The sequence below is a fragment of the Streptomyces sp. NPDC001068 genome (assembly GCF_042897315.1).
Classification (GTDB): domain Bacteria; phylum Actinomycetota; class Actinomycetes; order Streptomycetales; family Streptomycetaceae; genus Streptomyces.
In genome coordinates this window covers 247,284-271,321 of sequence record NZ_JBIAYD010000005.1, presented here as the reverse complement: position 1 = coordinate 271,321, position 24,038 = coordinate 247,284, and the positions used below count along the sequence as shown (strand labels likewise).

Sequence of the window (24,038 nt, the reverse complement as noted above, 5' to 3'; positions counted from 1 at the left end):
ACGAGCGTCGCCTCGACCCCGCATAATCGGCGCATGCACCCCGATCGAGCGTCTCAGGTGGTGTCGGACTCCTGGGCACAGCAGGCCAGTTGGTCAAGGGCGGCGAACCGCCGGAAGCGTCTGATCGGCAGGGCCCGGGCCGCTTCCCTGCTGTGCTTCGTTCTGGCTGCCGCGCTCGGCACGGCCTCCGCGCAACTCGCCTCCGGTCACCGGCTCGCGGCCCAGTGGGCGGCCTTCGGGGCGGCGGTCGCCGCAGGGGCGGTGACCGTGCTGAACAGCAGGGCGGGACGCGTTCAGATCCAGGACTGGACCCGGCTGCGCTCGGTGAGCGAGGCCCTGAAGACCGATGTGTACACGTATCTCGCCGGAGCCGGTGCCTATCGGTCGCCGCACGCGGCGAGGGTGCTGCGCGATGCCGTCGACGCCATCCGGATCGACGCCTCCGATCTGCTGCACCACCTCGCGGACTTCCCGTTGGACCACTCTCGGCCGCTGCCGGACGTCGACGGCATCGAGACCTACATCCGGGTCAGGGTTCGCGGTCAGATCGACGACTACTACCGGCCCAAGGCCGAGTGGATGCGCGCCCGTCTGCGAGCCGTACGGCGGGCCGAGCTGCTCTTCGGCGGGACGGCGGTGCTGCTCGGCGCATGGAGCGGCGCCTTCCAGGTGGAGGAGGCCGCGGCGTGGGTGGCGGTCCTCGCCACGGTGTCGGCCACGGTCGTCGCCTATTCCACGGCCGCCAAGTACGAGTACCAGGAACTGGAGTTCCTGCGCACCGCGGACGAACTGGAACGCATTCTGTCGGACTGGGTGCTGAGCGCGGACAGGTCGGCGCAGGCCGAGGACACGCTGGTCAGTCGGTGCGAGCACGTCATCTCGGTGCTCAACGACACGTGGATGGTCAAGTGGAGTTCCGAGCAGTAGGAGTCGGCGAGGGGGACACCGGCGGTGCTGTGTACAGCCCGAGGGAGGCGGCGGACCGCAGCCGTTGTGCGGCCACCCGCGCCATCGCCTTGTTGCTCAGGCACGACGGGCACCACGGCAGGCGGACCAGCAGTCCCGCGCGGGTGGCGACGTAGAGGTCACCGGTGGATCCGTCGGATCGCGTCGCCGGCAGGGTGAGCATGGAGCGTACGCCCCCGGCGATGTGGGTGAGCACCTCGTGCGGTTCGATACCGTCGCTGGGGCGCAGGAACACGGATCCGTCGCTGTATCCGATCGCGAATGCTCTGCCGGTGGGGTCGTACGCGGCGGCGAGCGCGAGTACGGAGTCGGGCGGCGAGTCGATGAACGCGTTCCACCGCAGGCTGCCGTCGCCCTCGGTACGGGCCGTCTGGGTGCAGCCGCTCAGGCCGGTCCCCTTGCCGACCGGGAGGATCCGGGGGCCGGGACCCGTCGCGATGGCTTCGATGTCCGGTCCGCAGCCCACCCGGTACAGCCATGTGGGAGACGCGCCGGCCCGTGCGTCGACGGTGTAGACGTCTCCCGAGCCGGAGCCGAGCAGCAGACGGTCTCCGGACGGGGCGGGGGCCACCGCGTTCACCCCGGGATCGGGGACGGCGATCCTCCCCGTGACCCGTCGGGACCGGACGTCGGCCAGGAGGACGTCGCCGTACAGGCAAGGAACGTACAGTTCGGCTCCGGTCCGGGAGAACACGGGCCTCGCGGGCGTGCAGTCGTCCGGGACCGCGATGGCGTGGGTGGCTCCGGTGGCGAGGTCGACGATCCGCACCTGCTCGCCCTCCACGTCGACCACGGCTGCGTTCCTGCCTCGGTGGTCGTCGGCCGCGTAGGTCACCGGGCCTTCGACGTCCAGCGTACGGACGACCGCTGCCGAGTCACGCGCGAGCATGCGCAGTCTGCCCGACCTGCTCACGACCCAGAGGTGAGCCTGATCGCGTGCGGGGAGGACCGCCTGGAACCATTCGTCGGGCAGATCGAGTACGACCGCTCCGTCGGCGAACGGCCAGGAGACGACCCTGCGGCCGGCCAACGCCCAGATCCGGTCGCCCCGCCCGGCCCACACGACGTCCGTCACCGGGGCGGGCGCACCGCGCAGTACGTCCCGTTCCGTGCCGCGGGACAGGTCTACGAGAGCGACACCGCGGTCCGTGGCGACCGCCGCCCACCGGGCGTCGGGTGAGATCCGGGCCGTGCGTGCCGCGGAGTCGAGAACGACGGTGCGCCACAACTCGCCCCGGCGCAGTACCTGGACCCGGGCACTGCCCTCGTGCACGCGCAGGTCCAGGTTCCCGCCGCCGGTGGCCGGCCGGCCCGGTCCGGCGGCCGGGTCGCCGGACACCCGGTGGGCCGAGCGCCGGTCGCGGTCGTCCGCGCCACGCGCCCAGCCGGAACCGTCCTCGGCGGTGACGCGGACCTGGGCGGAGACCGTCGCGTCGGTGAATCGCAGGCCCGGATCGGGGAGGGTGAAGGCGTCGTCGGGCACCCCGACCGACAGCGCTTCCTGGGCGACCACCGCGTATGCCGCGGACTCGTTGCCCCCTCGTGCGGCGGCCAGTTCCAGCCCCTTGTACGGATCGTCCTCGATCACGTTCAGGGCGGCCCGGGTGGCCAGATACACGTCCGCCTGATGCGCCAGTCTCGCGTTGACCTCCTTCTCGGTGGCAGGTGCGACCCGCGCGGACAGGTACGCCAGCGCCAACAGGAACGTCAGGGCCACGGACACCGCGGCCCGCCGACGGGAGCGGCCCCTGCTCGCGCGCAGGAAGGCCGATTCGACCGGGGAGAGCCGACGCTCGCCGCGCGACGCCTCGTACCGTCGGCGCAGGCGTCGTGGGGCGAGAGCCTTTCCCGCTCGCCCGGCGCGGTCCCAGTCCCGCGCGCGGACCGACAGCTCGGTCGCCGTCCCGTGCAGACGGCCGCTGTGCCGCAGCATCCGGCTCACCCGCTCGGCCGCGGCGTCGACGTCCTGGCCGACCTCCACGTCCAGTCGTACCTTGTCGAAGCGCACCGCGTAGGCCGCCTCGGTCGCGCACGGGGTGGACGCGCGCCAGTGCTCGGAGTCGCAGACCAGGAACATGTCGCAGGACTGGACCGCGTCCTCGACCTCCTCCCGCCAGGGGACGGAGAACGGGATGCCCTGGCGGTCGATCCAGAACCTGGCCTCGCGTCTGTCCAGTTCGTGGACGAGCCGGTCCACCCAGGCCTGGTCGCGTCGGCTGTAGGAGACGAAGACGTGATGCATCGGATCAGCCCTTCTCCGGGTCGGGCATCGGCCGGCATCTGTCGACCCCGAGCACGTGGCGGGTGTCGCCGTCCACCTGGGTGAGCTGGCGGTCCGTCCAGCACCCCGACAGCCTCTCCCTGAGCCGGGCGACGAGTCCGTCGTCGGTGGTGCAGCCGGGGCAGCCCGGTGCCTGCCACACCGCGCCGTCCGCTGCCCGAACGAGCGGTTCCTCCCCCGACCAGCCGACGGCCGTGGCGGCCCGGCCGCCGGGGATTCGCCACCGGGCGACGACCCGCGGAAGACCGTCGGACATCCGCAGGGACACCACCGCCACCTCTCCCGACCGTGCGGCGGCCAACACCTGTGCGCCGTCCCCGGACACGGCCGTGGCGACCACGTCGGAGGTGAACAGACCGATCGTGAACGGTTTGCGCCCGGACGGTTCGACGACGATCCGGCCCCCGTCCGCCCGCACACCGGCCCTGGCGTCGCCGATCCGGGTTCCCAGGCGTGGTGCACCGGCCGCGCCCGGCGCCCGCGGACCGGCCGGCGCCCGCCACAGGGCGGAGTTGTACGGCCCGAAGCAGCCGAGCACGTCCGTGTACGGGGAGAACACCAGGCCGGTCAGACGGGGCACGTCGCGGCAGACGACCCCGAGGTCACCTCCGTCGTCCAACCGGAAGACGTGCGCACGCTGATCCTGCCCGCCCACGACCACTCTGTTCCGGGACAGCAGGCCGATCGTCGTGGTGCGCTCGGCCACCGCGATGCCCGTGCGGGCCGGCGGCCTGCCGGGACGCAGTTCCCACAGCTGACGGTCGGCCCCCGCGAAGACGGCGTACACCTGGTCGGGACCGACGGCGCCGGCCGCGATCAGTGGTTCGGCGGTGTCGGTGACGGCGAGTACCTTCCCCGTGATCGCGTCCAGCAGTCGGTACCGTCCCGGTCCCGCGGTGACCAGCGCCCGGGCACCGCCGTCCGAGGTGGCCTCCAGGGACAGGAGACTGTCGTAGCGGGCACCGACCGTGCGAAAGCCGCTGCCGTCCAGAGAGCCGACGACGAGTCGGTGCTGCCGGCCCACCACCAGGTGATCGTCGAGTGTCACGTGCAACGAGGCGTAGCCGCTCTCCACATGCCTGAATGTGCGGATCTTCCGGGACCGGAGGTCGACGACAGCGGTTCCCCGTTTCCCGACCGCCGCGACCCTACGTCCGTCGGCCGCGGCGGCGATGTCCGCGTACCCGGCACCCAGGGGAATCCGCCAGAGCACCGTGCCCGCGCGGATGTCGTACAGCCCGAGACTGTTCGCCCCCGTCGTCCCGTCGCGGACGAGGAGGGCCACGCGCCGGCTGCCGGGCAGTACCGCCATCCCGTCGACCACGGTGTGGTCGTCCTCGTCGAGCCCCGCCGCGGGTCCGCCCAGCGACCACGGCACGGCCAGGAGCGCGGCGAGCGTCTGGCGGGCCTGAGCCTTCTGACGGGCGTTGCCGTACAGCAGCAGGCGCGCGGACTGGAGTGACGACCATTCGGGCATCTCGCGCGCGCTGCCGGGATCGCCGAAGGTGACCAGGGAGTTGAAGTCGGTCCCCTTGGCCTGCAGGATCCGGGGCACCGTGACGGCCGCGATCAGTGCCATCACCGCCGCCAGGACGGTGCCCGCCACGCGTCGTCTCCTGCGCCGGTTCCGGCTCCTGCGTGTGTGCCGATACGAGGCCTCGACGAACTCGCCGACGGGACCGCCCGTGTCGATGTAGTCGTCCTGCCGCAGCAGGGTCAGCAGATCGTGGGCTTCGAGCGCCCGACGGTGGTCGTCGACCAGGCGATCCGTCTGCCGGCCTCCGCGCACCCACGCCTCGGCCTCGGCGCGAAGGTTGCGCAGCGCGTGTATGTGTTCGGGGTCGCTGAGCACGGCGGCCAGTACCGTCCCGAAGGCCGTGACCGGTGACTCCGGGTCCAAGGTCACCCAGTTCACGGGACGCAGATGCTCGGGCGCCCTGCTGCTGCGCACCGCGTCGATCCGCATCGGGACCAGGCGCACCCCGCGGTGCGCGTCCACTCGCTCCCGCCAGCCCTGATCGTCCACGGCGGACTGCGAGATCAGGATGACCACCACGTCCGCGGCGGAGTCGTCGCGCAGGGGAAGACCGGCGGCCAGGAGAAACGTGCGCAGCGACGACGCGATCGCGTCATCCTCACCTGCGGACACCACGGTGACCGCGGGTATCGGCCTGTTTGCGGACATGCCCCATTACAGCCGATCCCGGATGGGCTTATCAGTCGATCGGGATTTTCGTGCACCGTGAACCACTCGCTCCCGAACGGGACTTGATGTGTGCTCCCCGCCCCCGGACGCGCCGGGGCACGTACCGCCGTTCCGGCGAGGGCGCCTGGCTCGCCCGTCCGGCGTAGCCGCCGCAACCGGTCCACGGCCGCGCGGGCGGAGCGGACAGGTCACCCCGCACCGCCGCCGGCAGGCGTTTCGCTCAGGCCCGGGACGGTTTTGATGCGGGTGCGCCGCGCCTTCGCACCGGGTCGCCAGGCACCCCCGGCTTCGATCCGGCGACGGCGTGGAAGTGATCTCCGTGACCATGTCCGCCCGCGACCGGACGGCATGCCGGCGGCCGCGCTCCCGAGGAGGTTCCCAGTGACCTTCGGCAGGTATTTCGAGGACTTCGAGGTCGGTCAGGTCTTCGACCACTGGCCGGGCAAGACCGTCACCGAGTACGACCACCACCTGTTCTCCCTGCTGACCATGGTGCGGCACCCCCTGCACCTCGACGCCCACTACGCCAAGACGGCGACCCGGTACGAGCAGCCGCTGGTCATCGGCAGCTACGTCTTCTCCCTGCTCCTCGGGCTGTCCGAAGCCGATGTGGCGGGGCGCGCCATCACCCACCGCGGCTTCGAGCGGATCGAGCACCACGCACCGCTTCTGCACGGCGACACCCTCTACGCGCAGAGCGAGGTGTACGCGAAGCGGGACATCCCCGACCGTGAGGGGCGCGGCCAGGTGGGAGTGGAGACACGCGGTCACAACCAGGACCGCACGCTGGTGATGACGCTGCGCCGGGAACTGGTCGTGCCCACCCGGACGCCGGGCTGACGCCGACTCACCGCGGGGTGCCGACCGTCCCGCACGGTCGGCGGGGTGTGCGCGCTCAGGCGGAGGCCGAGGGGTCTCTCACCAGCCAGCGGCGGAGGTCCTCGGGCAGCCGGCGCAGTGCCCGCTCGTGCAGGGCGAGCTCGGCCTCGGAGCACTGGGCGCGCCACTGCCCGCTCGTGCCCTTGTGGAAGAAGTCCCAGGTACCGAGTGCGGAGCCGGTCAGGCCCGAGTCCCAGATCTCGTCCTTCTTCGCCTTCATCTCGGCGAACGTGCAGGCCCGCACCAGAGCCGGCAAGGTGCGGTCGTCGACGGCGATGCCGAGGAAGTCGGCCAGGCGTCGCGTCTGCCCTTCCAGGTCGTCCAGCATGTCCTGGTAGTGGAGGAGGCAGATGTTGGGCTCGGCCCGGTGTTCCCACCACGAACCCAGGTGGTGGGTAGGCGAGTTGTAGGGCCAGCCGTCCGATTCCCAGGGATAGGCGCTGCGGGTGAAGAACTCCCGCCAGAAGGCATGCACGTCTTCGGGGACCTCCGGGAGCCGGAGCGATGCGGGGGCGCCGTCTCCGTGCGCGCGGACGGCGGCCGCGAGCGCGGCCCGTGGTCCGGGGGAGCTCATGCTGCGGGCGTGGTGGTGCGTGGACAGCGCGAGGTCGCGCAGGTCGCGCCCGACCACCACGTACCGGACGTCCGGATGGAACGGCAGCGCGTCCAGGGGCAGGTGCGTCTTGATGAAACGGCGATGCGGCTGCCGGTCGAGCGCGGCCAGGACGTCGGACAGCGGGACCATCGCCATGTCGAGCCAGGGACTGAGTTCCATGAGCGGACGAGGCAGCCGGACGGTCTGGAAGACCAGCGAGGCCACGATGCGCTGCGTCCAGGTGGTGCCCGCCTTGGTGGCGGTCGAGATGACGATGTCCCCGGGCCGGGGTGTGAAGGAGTTCCAGCGCGTGCTGTCGAGCAGTTCGCTGCGATACACACGCGAGGGCGGATACGCGGACCTCGACACGACGGGTGCCGCTCCCTTCTTCCTGCCACTCTCACCGGCTGGTCCGCCGCCCGGGACCGGCTCCCGACGCCCGGGAGGCCTCGCGACGGCCGACGCCGCCATGGAAACCGCCGGCCGCCGGCCGCGGTGTGCGACACGCGCCGCGACCACTCGATGTGGTGCCGTGGCAGGTCCACCTGACTCAGCGTGGAGGTCGGGCCGGACGGCCGCCCCGACCGTGCGACGACCGGTTGCGGGCGGCGTGCCGGTCACGTCGGACCGAGTCGTCAACTCCCGCTACAGTGACCCTGCTTGGCGCCTTCCGGGGACGGATGGCGCCGGAGTGGACGTTGTGACAGGGGGAATCCGGGCTCCGTTACATGTCATGTCTCTGACGATTCATGAGTGGCGGCCAGAGTTCCTCCGGGACATCACCCCTAGGAGGACACGTGACCGGTCAGCCGAACCGTCGGCGCTCCCTCGGATGGCGCATGGCGTTGATGGGCACGCTCACCACATGCCTGGCCCTCGCGGGCACCGCGGGCGGCACCGCCGCCGCCGACACCACCGGGCCGGAGTCGCTTCCGTTCTCGGGAGCCACCACGTCCGGACTGCACAACACCTACGACCCCGCCGCCTTCACCTACCTCGCCCAGAGCCTGGACACGGGCACCTCGATGATCGAGCTGGACGTGTGGGACGACTTCTTCACCCAGGAGTGGAAGGTCAGCCACGACAGTCTGACGAGCAACAAGAACAACTGCGTCAACGCGTCCACCCCGGCCGACCTCTACACCGGCAGCGCCAACAAGGACCTGGAGAGCTGCCTGGACGACGTGCGGGTCTGGCTCGGCGCGCACCCCGGTCACGCCCCGCTCATCATCAAGCTGGAGATGAAGGCCGGCTTCCAGTCCACCTTCGGGATGAGCCCGGCCAAGCTCGACCAGTCGATCAGCGCTCACCTCGGGAACCTGGTCTACAAGCCGAACGACCTGCTCAACAAGCCCGGTGGCGGCCAGTACGCCACTCTCGACGACGCCGCGAACGCCAACAACTGGCCGACCCGGCAGGCGCTCGCCGGCAAGGTCCTCTTCGAGATCATCCCGGGGACCGTCGAGGAGAACAACCCGACCGACACCCTGTGGACGGACAAGGAGTACGCGAGCTACCTGCGCGACCTGCACACCCAGGGCAAGACCGCCCAGGCGAACATCTTCCCCGCGGTGCACAACGCCCAGGCCGGGGACCCTCGCACCCGCTACTCCGACACCTCGCTGCGCCCCTGGTTCGCGGTGTTCGACGGTGACGCGTCCACGTACCTCAACGGCTCGATCGACACCAGCTGGTACGACACCCACCACTACCTGCTGATCATGACCGACGCTCAGAACGTCCCGCCGGCCCTGGACCCCGCCAACCCCTCGGCGGCCGACGCCGCGGCCCGCATCGCCCAGCTCGCCAAGGCGCACGCCACGGTCGCCTCCAACGACTGGCGCACGCTCCCCGACGTCCAGTCGATGGTGACGCCCCGCGGCTGACCCGACGACCGCGCGTGGCCCGGGGCGACCCCGGTTCCGCCTCGCTCTTCGGCACCGACCGGGCCGGGTCGGTGCCGAAGGCGTACGGCGCCCCGGCCGAGGCGGCGGAGACGACCGGCGTGGCGCGGGGTGACGCCGAGGTGCCGCACTAACGTTTGCCGCATGAGCGAATCCTCATTCCAGGACGACGTACTGGACGAAATCGGCGACGACCGGATCGATGAGATCGCCGCGCTCCTGTCCACCGATGCCGACGGCGCCCGTGCCGCGGTCGCCGAGGCCGCCGGCGGGATGGCGGGCGGCCTGCGGGAGAAGGCGGCGCACGACGACGATGACGGCACGGACGTACGACAGGCTTTCGCCGAGGTCGCGGAACCCCCGCTCCAGGGCGTGGCCACGCTCGGCGGCCTCGGCGGCGGCATGATGGCCGGGGTGCTGGCCAAGTTGAGCAGGCCCGTCGCCAACGCGGTGTCCAAGAAGACCGGGATCCCCGCCCCGACCGTCGCCCGGATCATCGACGTGCTCATCCCCGTGCTGCTGTCGGTCTTCGCCAAGCGGGCGGCCGACGCCAGGAACACCGGCTCCGGAGCCGCCGCCGGGAGCGGTACGGGCCCGGGATCAGGCGGACTCGGCGACCTGCTCGGCCAGATCCTCGGCGGCGGCCGGAAGTGAGCGTCGCGCGGGGCGGTCCGGCGAGCGGCCGGAGGTGACCGCTCCGGGGACCGTTCGGCGAACGGCCGGGAGACGACCGGCGGGGTCGTCTCCCGGCCGGAGGGTCACCCGAGGGTGACGGTCGCCGAGGCGGTGAGTCCGCCGGCGGTCACCTTGACGGTGACCGTGCCGGCGCGGACCGCCGTGAGGGTGCCGGCCTCCGGGTCGAGCAGGGCCAGGGTGCGCGAGCCCTTGCCGTGGGTCTTCGCCTCGGACTCCGACCGCACGACGACGACGCCTTCGCCGCCCTCCCAGGTGACGCTCGCCGGGAAGCGCAGCGGGAACCGCAGCCCGAACTCGCCGGTGATGCCCGTCGCGGCGAGGTCGCCCTTGGCGCCCACGGCGATCCGCGGCGGTGCCGACAGCTCGATGCCGTCGATCAGCGGCACGCTCTCGGCCTGCAGCCACTCCCGGGTCTGCGGGCTGGGCTCACCGGCCTTGACCCGGGCCGGCCGCGGGTCGACGGCGACGTGCATCCACCCGAAGAAGCCGCCCTGGTCGGGCGAGCTGTAGGGGGTCTTGCCCACGGCCGGGGTGTTGACCTCGAGGACGCCGTCGGTACGGGTGACGGCCGCCATGTGCGCGTGGCCGTTGAACAGGGCGATCGGCTTGCCGGACTTCTCGCGGAAGTCGGCCAGCCAGCGCTGGAGCAGCGCGGCCTCCAACTGGTCCGAGAGCTGTGAGGCGCCGGTCCCGGTGGGGTCGTGCAGCGGGTGGTGGAAGGAGAGCACCACGCCCGTCACCGAACGGTCCGTCGCCGCCTTCTCCAACTCGGCCTGCAGCAGCGGCACCTGGTCCCAGTCCGAGGTGCGCATGTCACCGGTGTGGGAGTCCAGCAGGATGAAGCGGGTGCCCTTGTGGTCGAGGATCTGCTTGTTGGGACGGCCGGTCGCCGCGAGGAACGCGTCGAGCCCGCCGGTCGCCGACAGACCCGCCTCGTGGTTGCCCGGCGTCCAGTACACCGGCAGGTCCGCCGGCACGTGGTCGCGCAGCAGGCCGTTGGCCAGGTCGAAGTCGGCGGGGTTGTTGTTGTCGACGAAGTCGCCGTTGATGAGGATGAAGTCGGGCTTGCTGTCGACCGCCTGCCCGAGCGCGATCGCGGCCTGCCGTCCGGAGAAGGAGTTCAGGCCCGCGGCGGCGCTGACGTGCAGGTCGGAGAGGACCGCGAAGGTCCAGCGGTGGTCGGGCAGGCCGCCCTGTTCGACCACGTACGGGTCGGACATCGGGCGCTCGGAGCCGTCCGGCTGCTGGCCGACCTGGGCGGCGAGCCCGTCGAAGTCGAGCTGACCGGCGTTCTTGTTGGTCTGCGAGGTCTCGGCGATGTAGACGCGCAGCAGGGTCAGCGGCTCCGAGTACCCGGCGGGGATGTCGCCGACGACGCGGCGCCAGCCGGTCCAGTCCACGACGGTGGTGAACGTGAACGGCACGTTCGTGGTGCCCTGCGAGGAGATCATCGCGCGCAGCCAGTGGTTGCGGCCGTCGCCGTTGACCCACAGGGCCAGTCGCCGGGTTCCGGCGGGCAGCGTGATCGGGCCGCCGCCTGCCACGGCGTAGGCCGCGGAGGTGCTGGTCTGACCCGTGAAGTCGTAGGTCAGCCGCAGGGCGTGGTTGTCGGCGGGGGCGCCGGGGCGGTCCGCGGCGGGGACGAACGCGACGGACGCGGTGCCCTTGGCGGCCAGGGCCGTCCACTTCTCGCTCGGCTCGAACTCGGCCAGGGACACGTCGATCAGGCCGACCGTCACCGGGAGCTTGGCCGTCACGCCCTGCACGGTGGCGGTGATGCTCGCGGCCCGGCCGCCGGCGGCCGCGTCGCCGGTGATCCGGAGGCTGCCGTCGGCGCCGGCCGTCACGGTGAGCACGGACTTGTCGTAGTCGAGCTTGACGTCGCGCGGTGCGACCGGGGCGTCGAACCCGTCGGCGTCGTAACCGGTCAGGTGGACGCTCGCGGTGGCGCCGGGGTCGATGGTGACGGCGCGCTGGGTGAACGCGAGCCGGTGCAGGTCGCCCAGCACCCGGACCTCGTACTCGCCCTCGGTGGAACCGCTGCGGGCCCGCACCGTGCCCGCGCCGGGACGGCCGGCGCGCAGGACGCCGTCGCGCACCTTGCCCAGCGAGCCGGGGTGGGTGCTCCACCTGACCGTGTCGTGGTGCAGGGCGGCGGGCGCCCAGGTCTCGTCGTAGCCTGCCGCCGCGAGGTCGAGTGTCAGTCCGGTGATCACCCGGTCGGCCTGCGGGCGTACGTCGATGCCGCACAGCCGGCCCGATCCCTTGGGGCCGAACAGGCCGACGCCGTTGGGCACGGGCCGCTCGTTGCCGTCGGAGGGGGTGTTGACGACGCTGACGCCGGCGTCACCCGGGTGGCGGGCGACGATCTCGGTCGAGCCGCCGCCGTCGAGCATGAACGCCTCGGTGGCGCCGAGCCGGACCAGGAGCCTGGCCATGTCGTCGAAGCTCAGTCCGGCGGAGAAGTTGGCGGATCCGTCGACGGCGACCAGCAGCAGGCGGTGTCCGCCGTCCAGCCAGGCGATGGCGGTGCGGGGCTTGAGCGCGTCGTTGCCGGTGTTGGGCGGGAAGTCGACGGCCGCGCCGTTCCTGACCAGCACCGCGCCGGACCCGAGCGCCATGGTGAGGGCGGCGGGCGCGTCGGTCTGCGGGGCGAACGCCACGGAGACGGTGTCGCCGGGCTTGGCGGAGGCCAGCTGGGCCGCGGCGGCGCCCCGGCCCAGGACGATCATGCCGCCGTCGGGGACCGGGGTGGCGGTGATCCGGTCGTTGACCGTGTTCACCGTGCCGCCCTTGACGACGAGTTCGGTGAACGGCCCGGCGTCCTGGATGAGGGTGCGGTCCGCGGTGCCCCACAGCGGGGTGTACACGGCGATGCCGTCGGCGGGCACGGAGGCGGAGTTGAGGGCGGCCAGCGGCCGCTTGGTGCCGGCAACGGTGACGGTTCCGGTGAGGACGAGGTCGGCGAGGCGCGCGACCCGGTCGGCGCCGATGGCCGCGACCGTCGCGTGCTGGTTCGTGCCCTTGCGCAGGCGCCCGTCCTGGATCTCCGGGCCCTCGGCCGCGAAGGTCTCGGTGATGTCGAAGTAGTCGCCGTTGACGGCGGCGACGGCGTGCTGCGCGTTCGTGGTCTGCGTGAGCGGACGCGCCTCGCTCACCTTGTCGGCGATCAGGTCCACGCCGACGGACTCGTTGCCCAGGTCGGCGTTGAGGACGTGCACCCGGGTCCAGCCGGTGCGGCCGAAGGTGTCGAAGGAGGTGAGCACGATTCCCGGCGCCACCGGACGGTCCACCCGGCCCGCCACGACCGACTCGCCGTCCACGGTGAGCTGGTACTGCGGCACGGGGAACGCGGGGAAGTGCGAGGGCGTGGCGGTCGGGGTGCCGGAGACTCCGCCGGGCTGTCCGGATCCGGTCTGCGGGCTCGCGTAGGCGGTCGCGGTGCCGCCGGTCGCCGCGAGACCCGCGGCGACCGCGCCGACGATGAGCCCGCGGCGGGAGAGGCCCGCCACGCCTTGGTTCTGGTGGTCGTTCATGGGGCGGGACGATAAGGGTCTAGACCTCCTGGCAATGGACTTCCAGATGAACGTAAAGGTGAAAGCGGGTTTCCGAAAGTACGCGCACCTACACGGAATCAGCCAAGTGCGAGGAGGGGCTGGGCAGTTCCACCCTGACGGGAAAACGGGAAACCGGCCGGAAACCGCACGACGGCCGCACCGGCGTCCCGGGCACGCCGCCCGCGACACCCGGGACACCCGGGACGCCCGCGACCGGCGCACGCGCCGTCCCGCCGCGGCCGTGCCGCACGCCCGCCACCTCCGGCCGCTACGTCCGGCCACGACGTCCGGCATCCAGGCCGAGGGACAACCGGACGGGATGGTTCCGTGACATCCGTCACAGCACATCCGGGACCTGGTCGGGTCCGATAGTAGATACCCCTCTGTCGACATATGGGATTTGTCCGTCTTGGGCGGCGCGCGGGCAGCGCCTTGATCCACAGGTTTCCGCCCGCGAGCCCCCTTCGCCCCCTCCGCCCACGGGCAGGGATTCTGACGGACCGACAGGGTCCCACCGACGGCCCCGACCATCCGACCGGCACACCCCACCCCCGCGACAGGCACCGACCGGACCTACGAAGCGAGCTAGTACCGAGGCCCTTTGCGCTCTCTGTGAGGGCGTCCCAAGAATGACGACCTGCACGACGCCACCGCAGCTCGGGAGCGGCTTACACATGGGTAAACATCGCAAGAACACACGTTACCGACGGATGGTCATCGCCGCCGTCGCCGTGAGCGCCGTGGGCATACCGTCCGCCGCGGTGGCCTGCACCAACTGGCCCGACGCCGGTGGACACCGGTCCACCGGCGCCCAGGGCAGCGCGGCCAGGGACCCGTGGAACCAGAAGCACTGGTGGAACGACGCGAACTGGGGTCGCCCCTGGAACGCCCAGCCGGCCACCGAGCCCACCCGCACGGCTCCGTCGGCACCGACCGCCACCAAGGCCCCCAGCCCCTCCCCCAGCACCACGAAGGCGCCCCACGCCCCCGGGAGCGCCCAGAAGAGCGCCGCGCCCGGGCCGAAGGCCACGGCACACCGGCACCCGGCCCGGACCACCGCCCCCAAGCCCCACACCGCCGTACGGCCCGGCCCCCGGAGCATCACCACCGCTGCCGCGACCCCCAAGCCGTCGAGCACCCCGAAGCCCGCCGCCACCGCGTCCGGCGCCGTCGCCCGCGTACTCGCACTCGTCAACACCGAACGCGGCAAGGTCGGCTGTCCGGACCTGACCCTGAACACGACCCTCTCCAAGGTCGCGCAGGCGCACAGCGACGACATGGCGCTGCACCGGAACATGTCGCACTCCGGGTCCGACGGCTCCTCCCCCGGAGACCGGATCACCACGGCCGGGTACACCTGGAGCGCCTACGGCGAGAACGTGGCCTACGGCTACTCCACTCCCGAGCAGGTCATGGCGGGCTGGATGGCCAGCCCCGGCCACAAGGCCAACATCCTCAACTGCGCCTTCAAGGAGATCGGCATCGGTCTCGCGGAACCCGACAGCTACTGGACGCAGGACTTCGGCACCCGGCGCTGAGCGGGATCCGTCGCCACGGGCCGTCGGTGCCGTGGCCCGCGGCGACGGATCCATCCGGTGAACAGGAGCGAGAACCTCGGCCCCCGGTCGGCCTGGCCGCCGGCCGGCGTGCTCGGCAGCGACGGCCGGCCCACCGGTGACACCCGCCGGGTGCGGGCCCGCCCCTGCTAGCGTCCTGCGGTGATCTCTCTCGGGGAACCCGCGTTCTTCACTCGCCTGCGCGACGCGCGACGGGTGCTCGTCGCCGGTGCCGGCGGCGGCTTCGACGTGTACGCCGGGCTGCCGCTCGCCCTGGCGCTGCGCTCGGCCGGCAAGGAGGTGCACCTCGCCAACCTGTCCTTCGCCGACCTGTACGGCCTGGGCCTCGACGCGTGGGTGGACCAGGACGTCGCGGCCGTCGGACCCGACACTCACCTGCGCGGCGACTACTTCCCCGAGCGGACCCTGTCCCAGTGGCTCGCGACGCAGGACCTGCCGTCGACCGTGTACGCGTTCCCGAGCATCGGGGTCGGCCCGCTCCGGGCCGCCTACCGGACCCTGATCACGCATCTCGGCGGTGTCGACGCCGTCGTGCTGGTGGACGGCGGGACCGACATCCTGATGCGGGGCGACGAACACGGTCTCGGCACCCCGGAGGAGGACATGGCGAGCCTGGCCGCGGTGAGCGGGCTCGACGAGGTCCCGGACCGACTGGTGGCCTGCCTCGGGTTCGGCGTGGACGCGTACCACGGCGTGAACCACTCGCTCGTGCTGGAGAACCTGGCCGCCCTGGACCGGGACGGCGCGTATCTCGGGGCGTTCTCACTGCTCGGGTCGGGCCGGGAAGGCGCGCTGTACCTGGACGCGGTGGCGCACGCCCAGCGGCACACCCCCGGCCACCCGAGCATCGTCAACGGATCCGTCGCCGCGGCCGTGCGCGGTGAGTTCGGCGACGTCCGGTTCACGGAGAGGACCAGGGACGGGGAGTTGTTCGTCAACCCCCTGATGGCCCTCTACTTCTGTGTGGACCTGCCCGGACTGGCCCGCCGCAGTCTCTACCTCGGCCTGCTGGAGCAGACCTCACTGATGCGGCAGGTGAGTTCCGTGATCGAGGAGTTCCGCACGACTCTGCCCCGTCAGCGCCCGCCGCGGGCGTTCCCGCACTGAGCCGGGACCTCGGGCTCGCTCACAGGAAGCGCCGGAACGGGGTGACCAGGGCCTCCTTGGCGCGTTGCGGCAGTGCCCGGCGTCTCCACCGTGTGACGTCGATCTCCGTGCTGCGCAGGAGATCCGCGTCGTAGTCGCGGTCGAGCTCGGCGGTGAACGTCTCGTCCAGAACGGCGAGCATGACCTCTTCGTCGTGGTCCATGGACCTGCGGTTGAAGTTGGTCGATCCGATGAGGGAGGCGACCGAGTCCACGGTGATGATCTTGGCGTGCATCATCGTCGGCTGGAAGTGACGGATGTGCACTCCCGCCCGCAGCAGCCGCGTGTAGTGGTGCTGGCCCGCGAGTTGGCAGGCGCGCTGGTCGGTGTGGGGTCCGGGCAGCAGGATCTCGACCCGCACACCGCGCCGCGCGGTCTCGCAGAGCAGGTCGATGAAGTACGTGTCGGGGGCGAAGTAGGCGGTGGCCAGCCGGAAGCGTTCCTCCGCGGAGGTCAGCATGACCCGGATGAGGGTCTGCATGTCCTGCCAGCCGATGCTCGCGGAACCGCGGACGACCTGCACCACGGACGAACCGGTCTGCGGGTGTTCCGCGAAGAGGTCGCGGTCGTCGAAGAGTTCGTCGTGACACTCCGCCCAGTTCTGCGCGAACGCGGCCGCGATTCCGTCCACCGCCGGGCCGCGCACCTGGACGTGGGTGTCCCGCCACTCGCCGGGGCCACGGGCGTCGCCGCACCATTCCTCGGCGATGCCGACGCCGCCGGTGAAGGCGCTGTGCTCGTCGACGATGAGGGCCTTGCGGTGGCAGCGGTGGTTCTGCTTGAACGGCGACAGCCACACGGGCTTGCGGAACCAGGCCACCTGCACACCCGCGTCGCTCATGAGGTCGAGCAACCGCCCCTCGATCTCCTTGGCTCCGAAGCCGTCGAGCAGCAGGCGCACCCGCACACCGGCGCGGGCTCGCTCGGCCAGGGCGTCGGCGAAGTCGTGGGCTATGCGGCCCCGCCAGTACACGAACGTCATCAGGTCGATGGTGTGCTCGGCCCCGCGGATCGCCCCGAGCATGGCGGGGAAGATCTCATCTCCGTTGCGCAGGCGCACCAGTTCGTTGCCTTCGGTGGCGGCCACGCCGATCAGCCGCTCGAGGCGACGGCGCAGGCGCTGCTTGCGAGCCGCGGTGTCGCCTGGCGCGGCGTCCTGGGCGGAGGACGCCGGTACGTCGTCGACTATCACGCTGAATCCCCCACTGAGCCGGAAGACGGGTCACGGGCTACGGCACGAGCCCGAACAACCGGATGCCCGGCCGGCACCTTCCTACTCCAGCGATCCGCCCGAGAGCAGCCGGGGAGCGGGACGTGCCCCGGCGTCGGCCGCTTCCCGCGGTGGACCACCAGGCCGACGGCATGTGCTCGCGCTGACGTGCGGATACAGGCCGGACGCGAATCCGTCAAGGCCGTCGTGAAGGACGTAATCGATTACGCTACGAGAGGAGCGGGGCCGGCTTCGCGGCGCGCCGCGACCCTCACCAACTGTCACGGCAGGTGGCGCTCGGCATCCGCGGCATCCGGTTCGATGTGCGTCACGTGCGATCGGCCCCCGTCCTCCGCACACAGGTGGCGCCGCGTGAAGCGCTTCGACGCACCGTGGACCCTTGGACCCGCCAGCGGTAACCGACGGTAATGCCAGCGGCGTTGACCCTTTCACCAAGGCACTCCCGACCCGTGCGCGACGGGATTGATCCGGGCGCCGAAATCGCTATCCTCCCCAATCAGCCGTGCGTTCGACATCGCCGACCTCCTCACGATCCGCCTAGGGGTGTTCATGTTTGGAGAGAACGACCACCCGCGTGACTGGGAAAGCCGACTGCCGCTCTCGGACGGCGATCTGATCGCTCACCTGGCGACCACGGAACCACCGGCGGTCGAGGCCGTCCGGCTGTTCCGTGACCGGCATATGCCATCGCTTTTTCGCTACGCCTGGCAATGCGCGCCGGAGGAACGGTATGCCAACCACCTCGCGTGGCAGGCGATTTCCATCACGGAGACATCCGCCGCCGCCGGCCGCTTCAGGCCACGGGCCGTCCGCCACGGCATGCTGCTCCTGGTTCAGGAACTCGCCGCGGAGTGGGCGGCCGACGAGCGGGAGCAGCGCCTGCACCCCGGCTTCCTGCGGTGGCTGACGAGTTTCGGAGGCGATCCTCGTCTCGCCGTTCCCGAATGGGCGCGCCGCAGTGTCATGGTGCAGGCTCTGCGGCGCGCCCCCCAGCACGAGCAGGAACTGCTGTGGTACGTCGAAATCGAGGGCAGCAGCCCCGAACTGGCCGGCCTGCACGCGGGAACGGCCGTCGACGAGTTCGACTACCAGCACGAGCACGCCCTGCTGACCCTGGGCCGCAACTATCTGCAGGCCTATCGGGAGATCGGCGGCCTGAGTCCCGAATGCCGGGGCTACGTGCGCATCATGGACACCGCCGCCAGGCGGTCACAACTGGAAATCAGCCCGGAGTTCTCGGCCCACAGAAGAAGCTGCGCGCGATGCGAGGACGCGGTGCGTGAACTCGAGGCTTTGTACCACCATCCCGGACCCGCCCTCATATCCGCTTTACTCGGCTACGGGTTGCGGACCTATTCCGAGGCCTCCGGGAGCCGCGCGCGAAACCCGCGGTCGTCCGCCGAGAACCCGCCCGAGTCGCCGGGGCCGCGCGGCCACTCCTGGCGTCGCCTCGGGCACAGGGGGAACCGCCGCCGCTGATCCGGATTCCGTACCCCGGCGAAGACCGCCCGCCCGGCACCGGGCCACCCCGCGGCAGCCCGACCCCGCACTCCCCGAGAAAGGACACCGCGGTGACCGACCGCACCACCCTCGAACAGCGCATCCAGCGGCTCGAGGACATCGAAGAGATCAAGAAGCTGACCGCCGTCTACTCCGACTGCGTCAACAAGGGCTGGCTCGGCAAGGAAGTCGCCCTCGACAGGCTCCCCGACGTCTTCACCCCGGACGCCACCTGGACCTGCGCGGCCCTGGGAGTCGAGGTCCACGGCATCGACAGCATCATCACGGTGCTCGCCGAGAAGACCGCCGGCGGCAGCTTCGCCATGCACAGCTTCACCAACCCGATCATCGAGGTCCACGGCGACACCGCAGTCGCCAACTGGCTCCTGTGGGTGGCCACCGGGGGCAACACCAGCCCCAACGAGGTCCATCAGAGCGAGGACCTGAGGTACACCCGCACCCCCGACGGCTGGCGCATCCGCTCCCTCGAGGTCCACTTCGGCCAATTGCTCCTCACCCCCTGAACCGACGCCGCATACAGTTGCGGCAGCGGAAGGGCGGCGGATACGGGGAGTTGTGCCGATGCAGCGCCGAGTCACCATGACCGAGGTCGCACGTGCGGCCGGTGTCTCGTCGGCGACCGTCTCCTACGTGCTCAGCGGCAAGCGTCCCGTGTCCGACGGGACACGGCAGGCCGTCGAAGAGGCGATCGTACGGCTCGGCTTCAGCCTGAACCCGGTGGCGCGCAGTCTGCGCACCGGGCGGTCCACCCTCGTCGCCCTCGTCATCCCGGACATCGCCAACCCCTTCTACGCGCACCTGGCCAGTTCGCTCCAGGACGAACTGCGGGCACACGGCTGTCACGTGGTGGTCAGCAACACGGGCGCCCGCCGTGAGGCCGAGGAGGACCTGCTGCGCGAGGTCGTCAACCAGCGGTTCGCGGGTGTCGTCATGACCCCGTTCCGACTCGACCGGGACGCCTTCCAGGAGCTGCGCCGGGCCGGTATCCCCGCCGTGGTCAGCGCCGACGTCGAGTTCAGCGACGTCGATCTCGTGATGCCTGACTCCGCCGCCGCGGTCCGGCAGGCCCTGGCCCTGCTGGCCGCCTCCGGCCGCCGGCGGGTCGGGGTCATCGCGGGACCGCGGGACGCGACCGGAGGAGACCCCCGTCTCCAGCGCATCAAGGACGCGGCCACGGCGGCGGGACTGAGCATCCCCGAGGACCTGATCGTCCCCGGGGAGCACACCCGCCGGGCGGGAGTGCTCGGCTTCCAACGGCTGATGACCGCTCGCCACCGGCCGGATGCCGTCATGTGCGTCAACGACGTCACCGCCGTGGGCGTCATGGACGGCGCCGAGCACACGGGGGTGGACATACCCGCGGACATCGCCGTCATCGGACACGACGACATCGACTTCGCTTCCCTGGTGCGGCCTCGGCTCACCACGATCAGCTATCCCGCCCACCAGGTGGGAAGGACCGCCGCCCGGCTGCTGCTCCAGCAGATGGACGGCCGCGCGTCCCGTCGTGTCGAACACGTGGTCGCGGAGTTCGTCGTACGCTCCACTACGTAGCGGAGGACCTTCTCCCGTGCACGAGCACGGTACCCACGCCGCCGGGCCGATGCGGCGGGCCGACGTACGCCGTGAAGCGCGCCAGGAGGATCTCGGCACCCGGACACCGGCTCTGCGAAGCTCGTCCTCACAGCCCGAAGGAGGGGTCATGGGGATCGAGCTGGAACTGCACTCGGCGCGGCCCGCGCGAAAGGGTCCCGCCCGGGACACCTTCCTGCGGGGCTCCTACGAGCACGGCGAGGCGCTGGCGGCGGCGCTGAGCGGCCTCGACCGGCACGGCTCCGGCAAGCTCGGCTGGGTGGACCCGTATGGCGACACACTCTTCAACGAGCAGGAAGCCGAGGTCGCCCGGCAGGAGGCCGCCGCCCTGGCGGAAGGGTGCGGGGACGCACGGCACAAGGCCGCTCTGCTCGACCTCGCCGGCCTCCTGGACCCATGCGCGGCGACACCGGGCAGCTACGTGTGGTTCCTGGGCGACTGAGGACGTGCCGCGAGGTCCCACCCGGCGCGGACAACTTCCCGACGTCCGAATTCACTTGATGCCCATGGACCCCCTCCGCGTCAACCTTCACGCTGTGTGCATCCCGTGGAGGGAGGGGGTGCCGGTTGCCAGGAAGCGTCACGGTGCAGGATGGTTGCCTCATAGCAACGTTCCGTCGAGTCGATGAGGTGAGGGATTCGCGCAGCGGGTCCTCGATATTTGGCTTCCACCCAAGCGCAGAACTCCGTAGCAGCTCAGGACTTCCCCTGGGGCAGCGCCCCGTACCCGGTGCTGGTCGTCGACCCGCACGGCACGCTCGTAGGGCGTAACGACGTCACCGCCGCCCTCCTGCCGCGGGCGACGCCCGGCACGTGCCTGGACGACGTGGCACCCCCGTGGCTCGCCTCGGCGCATCACTCCCTGTCATCCGAGGACACACGGGGCGGGCCCGGCTCCGGCGCTCCCGAGCCACTGACCGGACCGATCGACGGCCGCCGTTTCGAGGCCCACCCCAGCGTGCGCGACGACGGCACGGTCGCCTGGTGGCTGGTGGACGACACCGATCACCAGCTGGCCCGCGAGGCCCTGCACGTGGAGCGGGAACGCACGTCGTTCCTCGCCAGGGCGTCCAACATCCTGCTCTCCTCCCTCAATCTCGGGCGCTGCATGGACGTGACCGCGCAGATGGCCGCCGAGAGCCTCGCGGACGCGGCGCTGGCCATCGCGCCCGCACGCGGCAACCGGCTGCCGGTGGTGACCTGCCTGCGCGGCGGCACCCCCACCCAGACCCAGGAGAAGGTCGACCCCGACGACGTGCCCGGCCTGGGGGAGGCGCTGCGCGGGTTCCCGCCGGTCCCCTCCCGGTGGATCGACCCAGCCACGGCCCCGGCCTGGATGGTGCCCGAGGGGTTCGGAGCGGTCGGCTCGATCGTGATCACCCCGCTGCCCGGTCACGGTGTCCCGGCCGGTGCGCTCGTGCTGCTGCGCAAGGCGCGGACCGCCGCCTTCACCGAGGAGGAGGAGGTCTTCGCCCGGCTCTTCGCCGCCCGCTCCGGTGCGGCGATGTCCGCGGCCCGCCTGTACGCCGAGCAGACGGCGATCACCGAAGTGCTCATGCAGGAGCTGCTGCCGCCGACTCTGCACCAGATCTCCGGGGTCGACTTCGCCGGCCGCTACCGTCCCTCCGCGGACGAGGAGCGGATCGGCGGAGACTTCTACGACGTCCACCCCGCCGCCGTGGAGGGCGAGCCGTCCCTGGTGACGCTCGGCGACGTGTGCGGCAAGGGACTGGAGGCCGCGGTCCTCACGGGCAAGATCCGCAACACGCTGCACGCCCTGCTGCCGCTGGCGGACGACCACCAGCGGATGCTGAACCTGCTGAACACCGCGCTGCTCAACTCCCAGCACACCCGGTTCGCGACCCTGGTGCTGGCCTCCGCGGCCCGCCGTGGCGACCTGGTGGACCTCAGGGTGACCAGCGGCGGGCACCCGGCCCCCCTGATCATCCGGCAGGACGGCACGGTGGAGGAGGCCGACACCCGGGGCACCCTGGTCGGTGCCATGCCCCACGTCCACGCCCGCACCGCCGCGGTCGTCCTCGCCCCCGGTGAGTCCTGCGTGCTGTACACCGACGGGATCACCGAGGCCAAGGGCGGTCCGATGGGTGACACCCTGTTCGGCGAGGAGCGGCTCAAGCAGGCCCTGGCCGGATGCTCAGGGATGCCCTCGGAGGGCATCGCGGAGCACGTCCAGATGCTGGCCGCGCAATGGCTGGGCAACCGCCGCCACGACGACATGGCCGTCGTCGTCGTCTCCGCGCCGCGCACCCGTCGTACCGGAGTGCTGAAACCGTCCGCCCGGGGCAGGTTGACCGGATGAGCACCACAACTCCGCCCCGCTCCCCCGACGGCGTCGACATCGAGTTCCTCACCGAGAGGCTGTGGAACGCCGTCCTCAACGGCGACGAGTACTCCGCGACCGAGCTCGTCACCCGAGCCGTCGAGGAGGGCGTCGACGCGGAGAGCGTGCTGCTCGACGTCATCGCCGTCGTACAGGGACGAGTGGGTCAGGAGTGGGCGGCCAACCGGTTCACGGTCGCCCAGGAGCACGCCGCGACCGCCATAAACGAACGGGCCGTCGCCGCGCTCGCGGCACATCCCGCCGCCCGCACCACAGCGTCCCGTGGAAGGATCACGGTGGCCTGCGTCGACGGGGAGTGGCACGCACTGCCCGCCCGGCTGCTGTCGGAGGTGCTGAAGCTGCGCGGCTGGCGGGTCGACTACCTCGGCGCCCAGGTCCCCACCCCGCACCTCATCTCCCACCTGCACACCATTCCGGCCGACGCGGTCGCCCTGTCCAGCTCGATCGCCACCCGCCTGCCGACCGCGCACGCGGCGATCACCGCCTGCCAGGCCATCGGTGTACCGGTCCTGGTCGGCGGTGCCGCCTTCGGCCCCGACGGGCGGTACGCCCGCCTGCTGGGCGCCGACGCGTGGGCCCCCGACGCCCGCTCGGCGGCCGACCGCCTCGCGCGGGGGCCGCTGCCGCGCCCGCAGTTCGACCACCAGCAGGTCGACGACCTGCCGCACCTGGCGGACCAGGAGTACACCCTGGTCGCCCGGAGCAGCGGCACCCTGGTGCGGACCGTCTTCACCGCGCTCGAGGACGCGTTTCCCGCCATGCGCGCCTACGACGAGATGCAGCGGGAGCGCACCGCGGAGGATCTCGCGCACATCGTGGAGTTCCTCGCCACCGCGCTCTACCTCGGCGACGAGACCCTGTTCCCCGACTTCCTCGCCTGGACCGCCCAGATCCTCGCCGCCCGCGGAGTGCCGGCGCAGTCACTGCCGCCGGCCCTCGCTCTGCTCGCACGTGAACTCAAGGACTTCCCGCGGGCCGCCCGCATCCTCGAGCACGGCACCGAAGCCCTCACCAAGACCGACCACACCACCGCCGCCGGGAATCCTGCATGACCACGATGCCGATGCCGTCCAACCACCTGCGCCTGACCACCGTCGGCGACCAGGACCGAGTCCGCATAGAGATCCACGGTGATCTCGACTACGAGAACGCCGACGTCCTCCAGGACGAGGTGACCCGGCAACTCGCCGGCCGCACGGGCATCAGGCACCTGGACCTGTACTGCGCGGGGTTGGGCACCATCGACTCCACGGGCCTGTCCGTGCTGCTGATGATCCACCGGAGGACCACCGCCGCGGGGGTACGGCTGCACCTGGAGGACCGGCCGGCGAACCTGGAACGTCTCCTCGACATCACCGGGACGCTCGACCTCCTGACCGCTGCGCCGCCGCCCGTCTGAGCCGCCGGAAGCACACCCCCGCCTGCGCGGGCCGGTACGTCTGCACCCGCGGTCGGCGCCGGGCGGCACACGTGGTACCCGCCCGCGCGCCCTCCCCCCGGACCGCCGCGCGCGGGGCGGCTACC

General features: G+C 71.5%; 19 protein-coding genes. 14 read left to right on the top strand and 5 right to left on the bottom strand.

Features of this window, described 5'->3' with window-relative positions; genetic code table 11:
* Window positions 1-33 precede the first annotated feature (33 nt).
* Window positions 34-927 carry a DUF4231 domain-containing protein gene (locus ACFY3I_RS16220; RefSeq protein WP_390861095.1) on the top strand — a complete coding sequence of 298 codons (894 nt, stop codon included), beginning with the start codon at window positions 34-36 and terminating at the stop codon, window positions 925-927.
* Here ACFY3I_RS16220 and ACFY3I_RS16215 read toward each other — a convergent pair.
* Both ACFY3I_RS16215 and ACFY3I_RS16210 read right to left on the bottom strand, forming a co-directional pair.
* Window positions 905-3,208 (bottom strand): toll/interleukin-1 receptor domain-containing protein, encoded by a 2,304-nt coding sequence (locus tag ACFY3I_RS16215; protein WP_390861094.1) that lies wholly within the window; start codon window positions 3,206-3,208, stop codon window positions 905-907. The two genes, ACFY3I_RS16220 and ACFY3I_RS16215, sit on opposite strands and share 23 nt — an antisense overlap.
* Before the next feature lie 4 nt (window positions 3,209-3,212).
* Window positions 3,213-5,432, bottom strand: a complete 2,220-nt coding sequence (locus ACFY3I_RS16210) for a hypothetical protein (RefSeq protein WP_390861093.1) — start codon at window positions 5,430-5,432, stop codon at window positions 3,213-3,215.
* 402 nt (window positions 5,433-5,834) lie between these two features.
* Between ACFY3I_RS16210 and ACFY3I_RS16205 the strand changes: the two genes are divergently transcribed.
* Entirely contained in the window at window positions 5,835-6,293 is a 459-nt protein-coding gene (locus ACFY3I_RS16205; RefSeq protein ID WP_365290961.1) for a MaoC family dehydratase, read from the top strand.
* Between the two features lie 55 nt (window positions 6,294-6,348).
* Here ACFY3I_RS16205 and ACFY3I_RS16200 read toward each other — a convergent pair whose 3' ends face one another.
* Complete coding sequence (locus ACFY3I_RS16200; RefSeq protein WP_390861092.1) at window positions 6,349-7,296, bottom strand: sulfotransferase domain-containing protein; 948 nt, start codon at window positions 7,294-7,296, stop codon at window positions 6,349-6,351.
* A 428-nt stretch (window positions 7,297-7,724) separates the two neighbouring features.
* On the opposite strand from ACFY3I_RS16200, the gene ACFY3I_RS16195 reads away from it, so the two are divergent.
* The 3 genes from ACFY3I_RS16195 to ACFY3I_RS16185 are packed head-to-tail and all read left to right on the top strand — an operon-like array spanning window position 7,725 to window position 9,485.
* Window positions 7,725-8,813 carry a phosphatidylinositol-specific phospholipase C domain-containing protein gene (locus ACFY3I_RS16195; protein WP_390861091.1) on the top strand — a complete coding sequence of 363 codons (1,089 nt, stop codon included), beginning with the start codon at window positions 7,725-7,727 and terminating at the stop codon, window positions 8,811-8,813.
* Window positions 8,814-8,827: 14 nt separating this feature from the next.
* A complete protein-coding gene (locus ACFY3I_RS16190; RefSeq protein ID WP_390861090.1) occupies window positions 8,828-8,965 on the top strand; it encodes a hypothetical protein in 138 nt (45 codons plus the stop codon).
* A gap of 10 nt (window positions 8,966-8,975) precedes the next feature.
* Window positions 8,976-9,485, top strand: a complete 510-nt coding sequence (locus tag ACFY3I_RS16185) for a DUF937 domain-containing protein (protein WP_365290966.1) — start codon at window positions 8,976-8,978, stop codon at window positions 9,483-9,485.
* Between the two features lie 104 nt (window positions 9,486-9,589).
* On the opposite strand, the gene ACFY3I_RS16180 is transcribed toward ACFY3I_RS16185, so the two are convergent.
* Window positions 9,590-13,063 (bottom strand): phosphodiester glycosidase family protein, encoded by a 3,474-nt coding sequence (locus tag ACFY3I_RS16180; RefSeq protein WP_390861089.1) that lies wholly within the window; start codon window positions 13,061-13,063, stop codon window positions 9,590-9,592.
* Window positions 13,064-13,758: 695 nt separating this feature from the next.
* Here ACFY3I_RS16180 and ACFY3I_RS16175 point away from each other — a divergent pair.
* Window positions 13,759-14,622 carry a CAP domain-containing protein gene (locus ACFY3I_RS16175; protein ID WP_390861088.1) on the top strand — a complete coding sequence of 288 codons (864 nt, stop codon included), beginning with the start codon at window positions 13,759-13,761 and terminating at the stop codon, window positions 14,620-14,622.
* A 180-nt stretch (window positions 14,623-14,802) separates the two neighbouring features.
* Window positions 14,803-15,768 (top strand): DUF1152 domain-containing protein, encoded by a 966-nt coding sequence (locus ACFY3I_RS16170; protein WP_365290972.1) that lies wholly within the window; start codon window positions 14,803-14,805, stop codon window positions 15,766-15,768.
* A gap of 19 nt (window positions 15,769-15,787) precedes the next feature.
* Here the strand turns inward: ACFY3I_RS16170 and ACFY3I_RS16165 are convergent, their stop codons facing one another.
* The gene (locus tag ACFY3I_RS16165) at window positions 15,788-16,999 is read right to left on the bottom strand and encodes a phosphatidylserine/phosphatidylglycerophosphate/cardiolipin synthase family protein (protein ID WP_390861087.1); all 1,212 of its coding nucleotides are present in this window, start codon (window positions 16,997-16,999) and stop codon (window positions 15,788-15,790) included.
* Between the two features lie 588 nt (window positions 17,000-17,587).
* Between ACFY3I_RS16165 and ACFY3I_RS16160 the strand changes: the two genes are divergently transcribed.
* The 7 genes from ACFY3I_RS16160 (at window position 17,588) to ACFY3I_RS16130 (ending at window position 23,913) form a co-directional block, all read left to right on the top strand.
* A complete protein-coding gene (locus tag ACFY3I_RS16160) occupies window positions 17,588-18,517 on the top strand; it encodes a hypothetical protein (protein WP_390861086.1) in 930 nt (309 codons plus the stop codon).
* Window positions 18,518-18,609: 92 nt separating this feature from the next.
* On the top strand, window positions 18,610-19,062 hold the full coding sequence (locus ACFY3I_RS16155) for a nuclear transport factor 2 family protein (protein ID WP_390861085.1): 453 nt from the start codon (window positions 18,610-18,612) through the stop codon (window positions 19,060-19,062).
* 58 nt (window positions 19,063-19,120) lie between these two features.
* Window positions 19,121-20,113 carry a LacI family DNA-binding transcriptional regulator gene (locus ACFY3I_RS16150; protein ID WP_390861084.1) on the top strand — a complete coding sequence of 331 codons (993 nt, stop codon included), beginning with the start codon at window positions 19,121-19,123 and terminating at the stop codon, window positions 20,111-20,113.
* Window positions 20,114-20,261: 148 nt separating this feature from the next.
* Entirely contained in the window at window positions 20,262-20,594 is a 333-nt protein-coding gene (locus tag ACFY3I_RS16145) for a hypothetical protein (protein WP_390861083.1), read from the top strand.
* Window positions 20,595-20,882: 288 nt separating this feature from the next.
* On the top strand, window positions 20,883-22,472 hold the full coding sequence (locus tag ACFY3I_RS16140) for a PP2C family protein-serine/threonine phosphatase (protein ID WP_390861364.1): 1,590 nt from the start codon (window positions 20,883-20,885) through the stop codon (window positions 22,470-22,472).
* Window positions 22,469-23,566, top strand: a complete 1,098-nt coding sequence (locus ACFY3I_RS16135) for a B12-binding domain-containing protein (RefSeq protein ID WP_390861082.1) — start codon at window positions 22,469-22,471, stop codon at window positions 23,564-23,566. The genes ACFY3I_RS16140 and ACFY3I_RS16135 overlap by 4 nt, the downstream gene beginning before the upstream one ends.
* Window positions 23,563-23,913, top strand: coding sequence for an STAS domain-containing protein (locus ACFY3I_RS16130; RefSeq protein WP_390861081.1), 351 nt, complete (start codon window positions 23,563-23,565; stop codon window positions 23,911-23,913). Before ACFY3I_RS16135 ends, ACFY3I_RS16130 begins: the two co-directional genes overlap by 4 nt.
* Window positions 23,914-24,038: the final 125 nt, after the last annotated feature.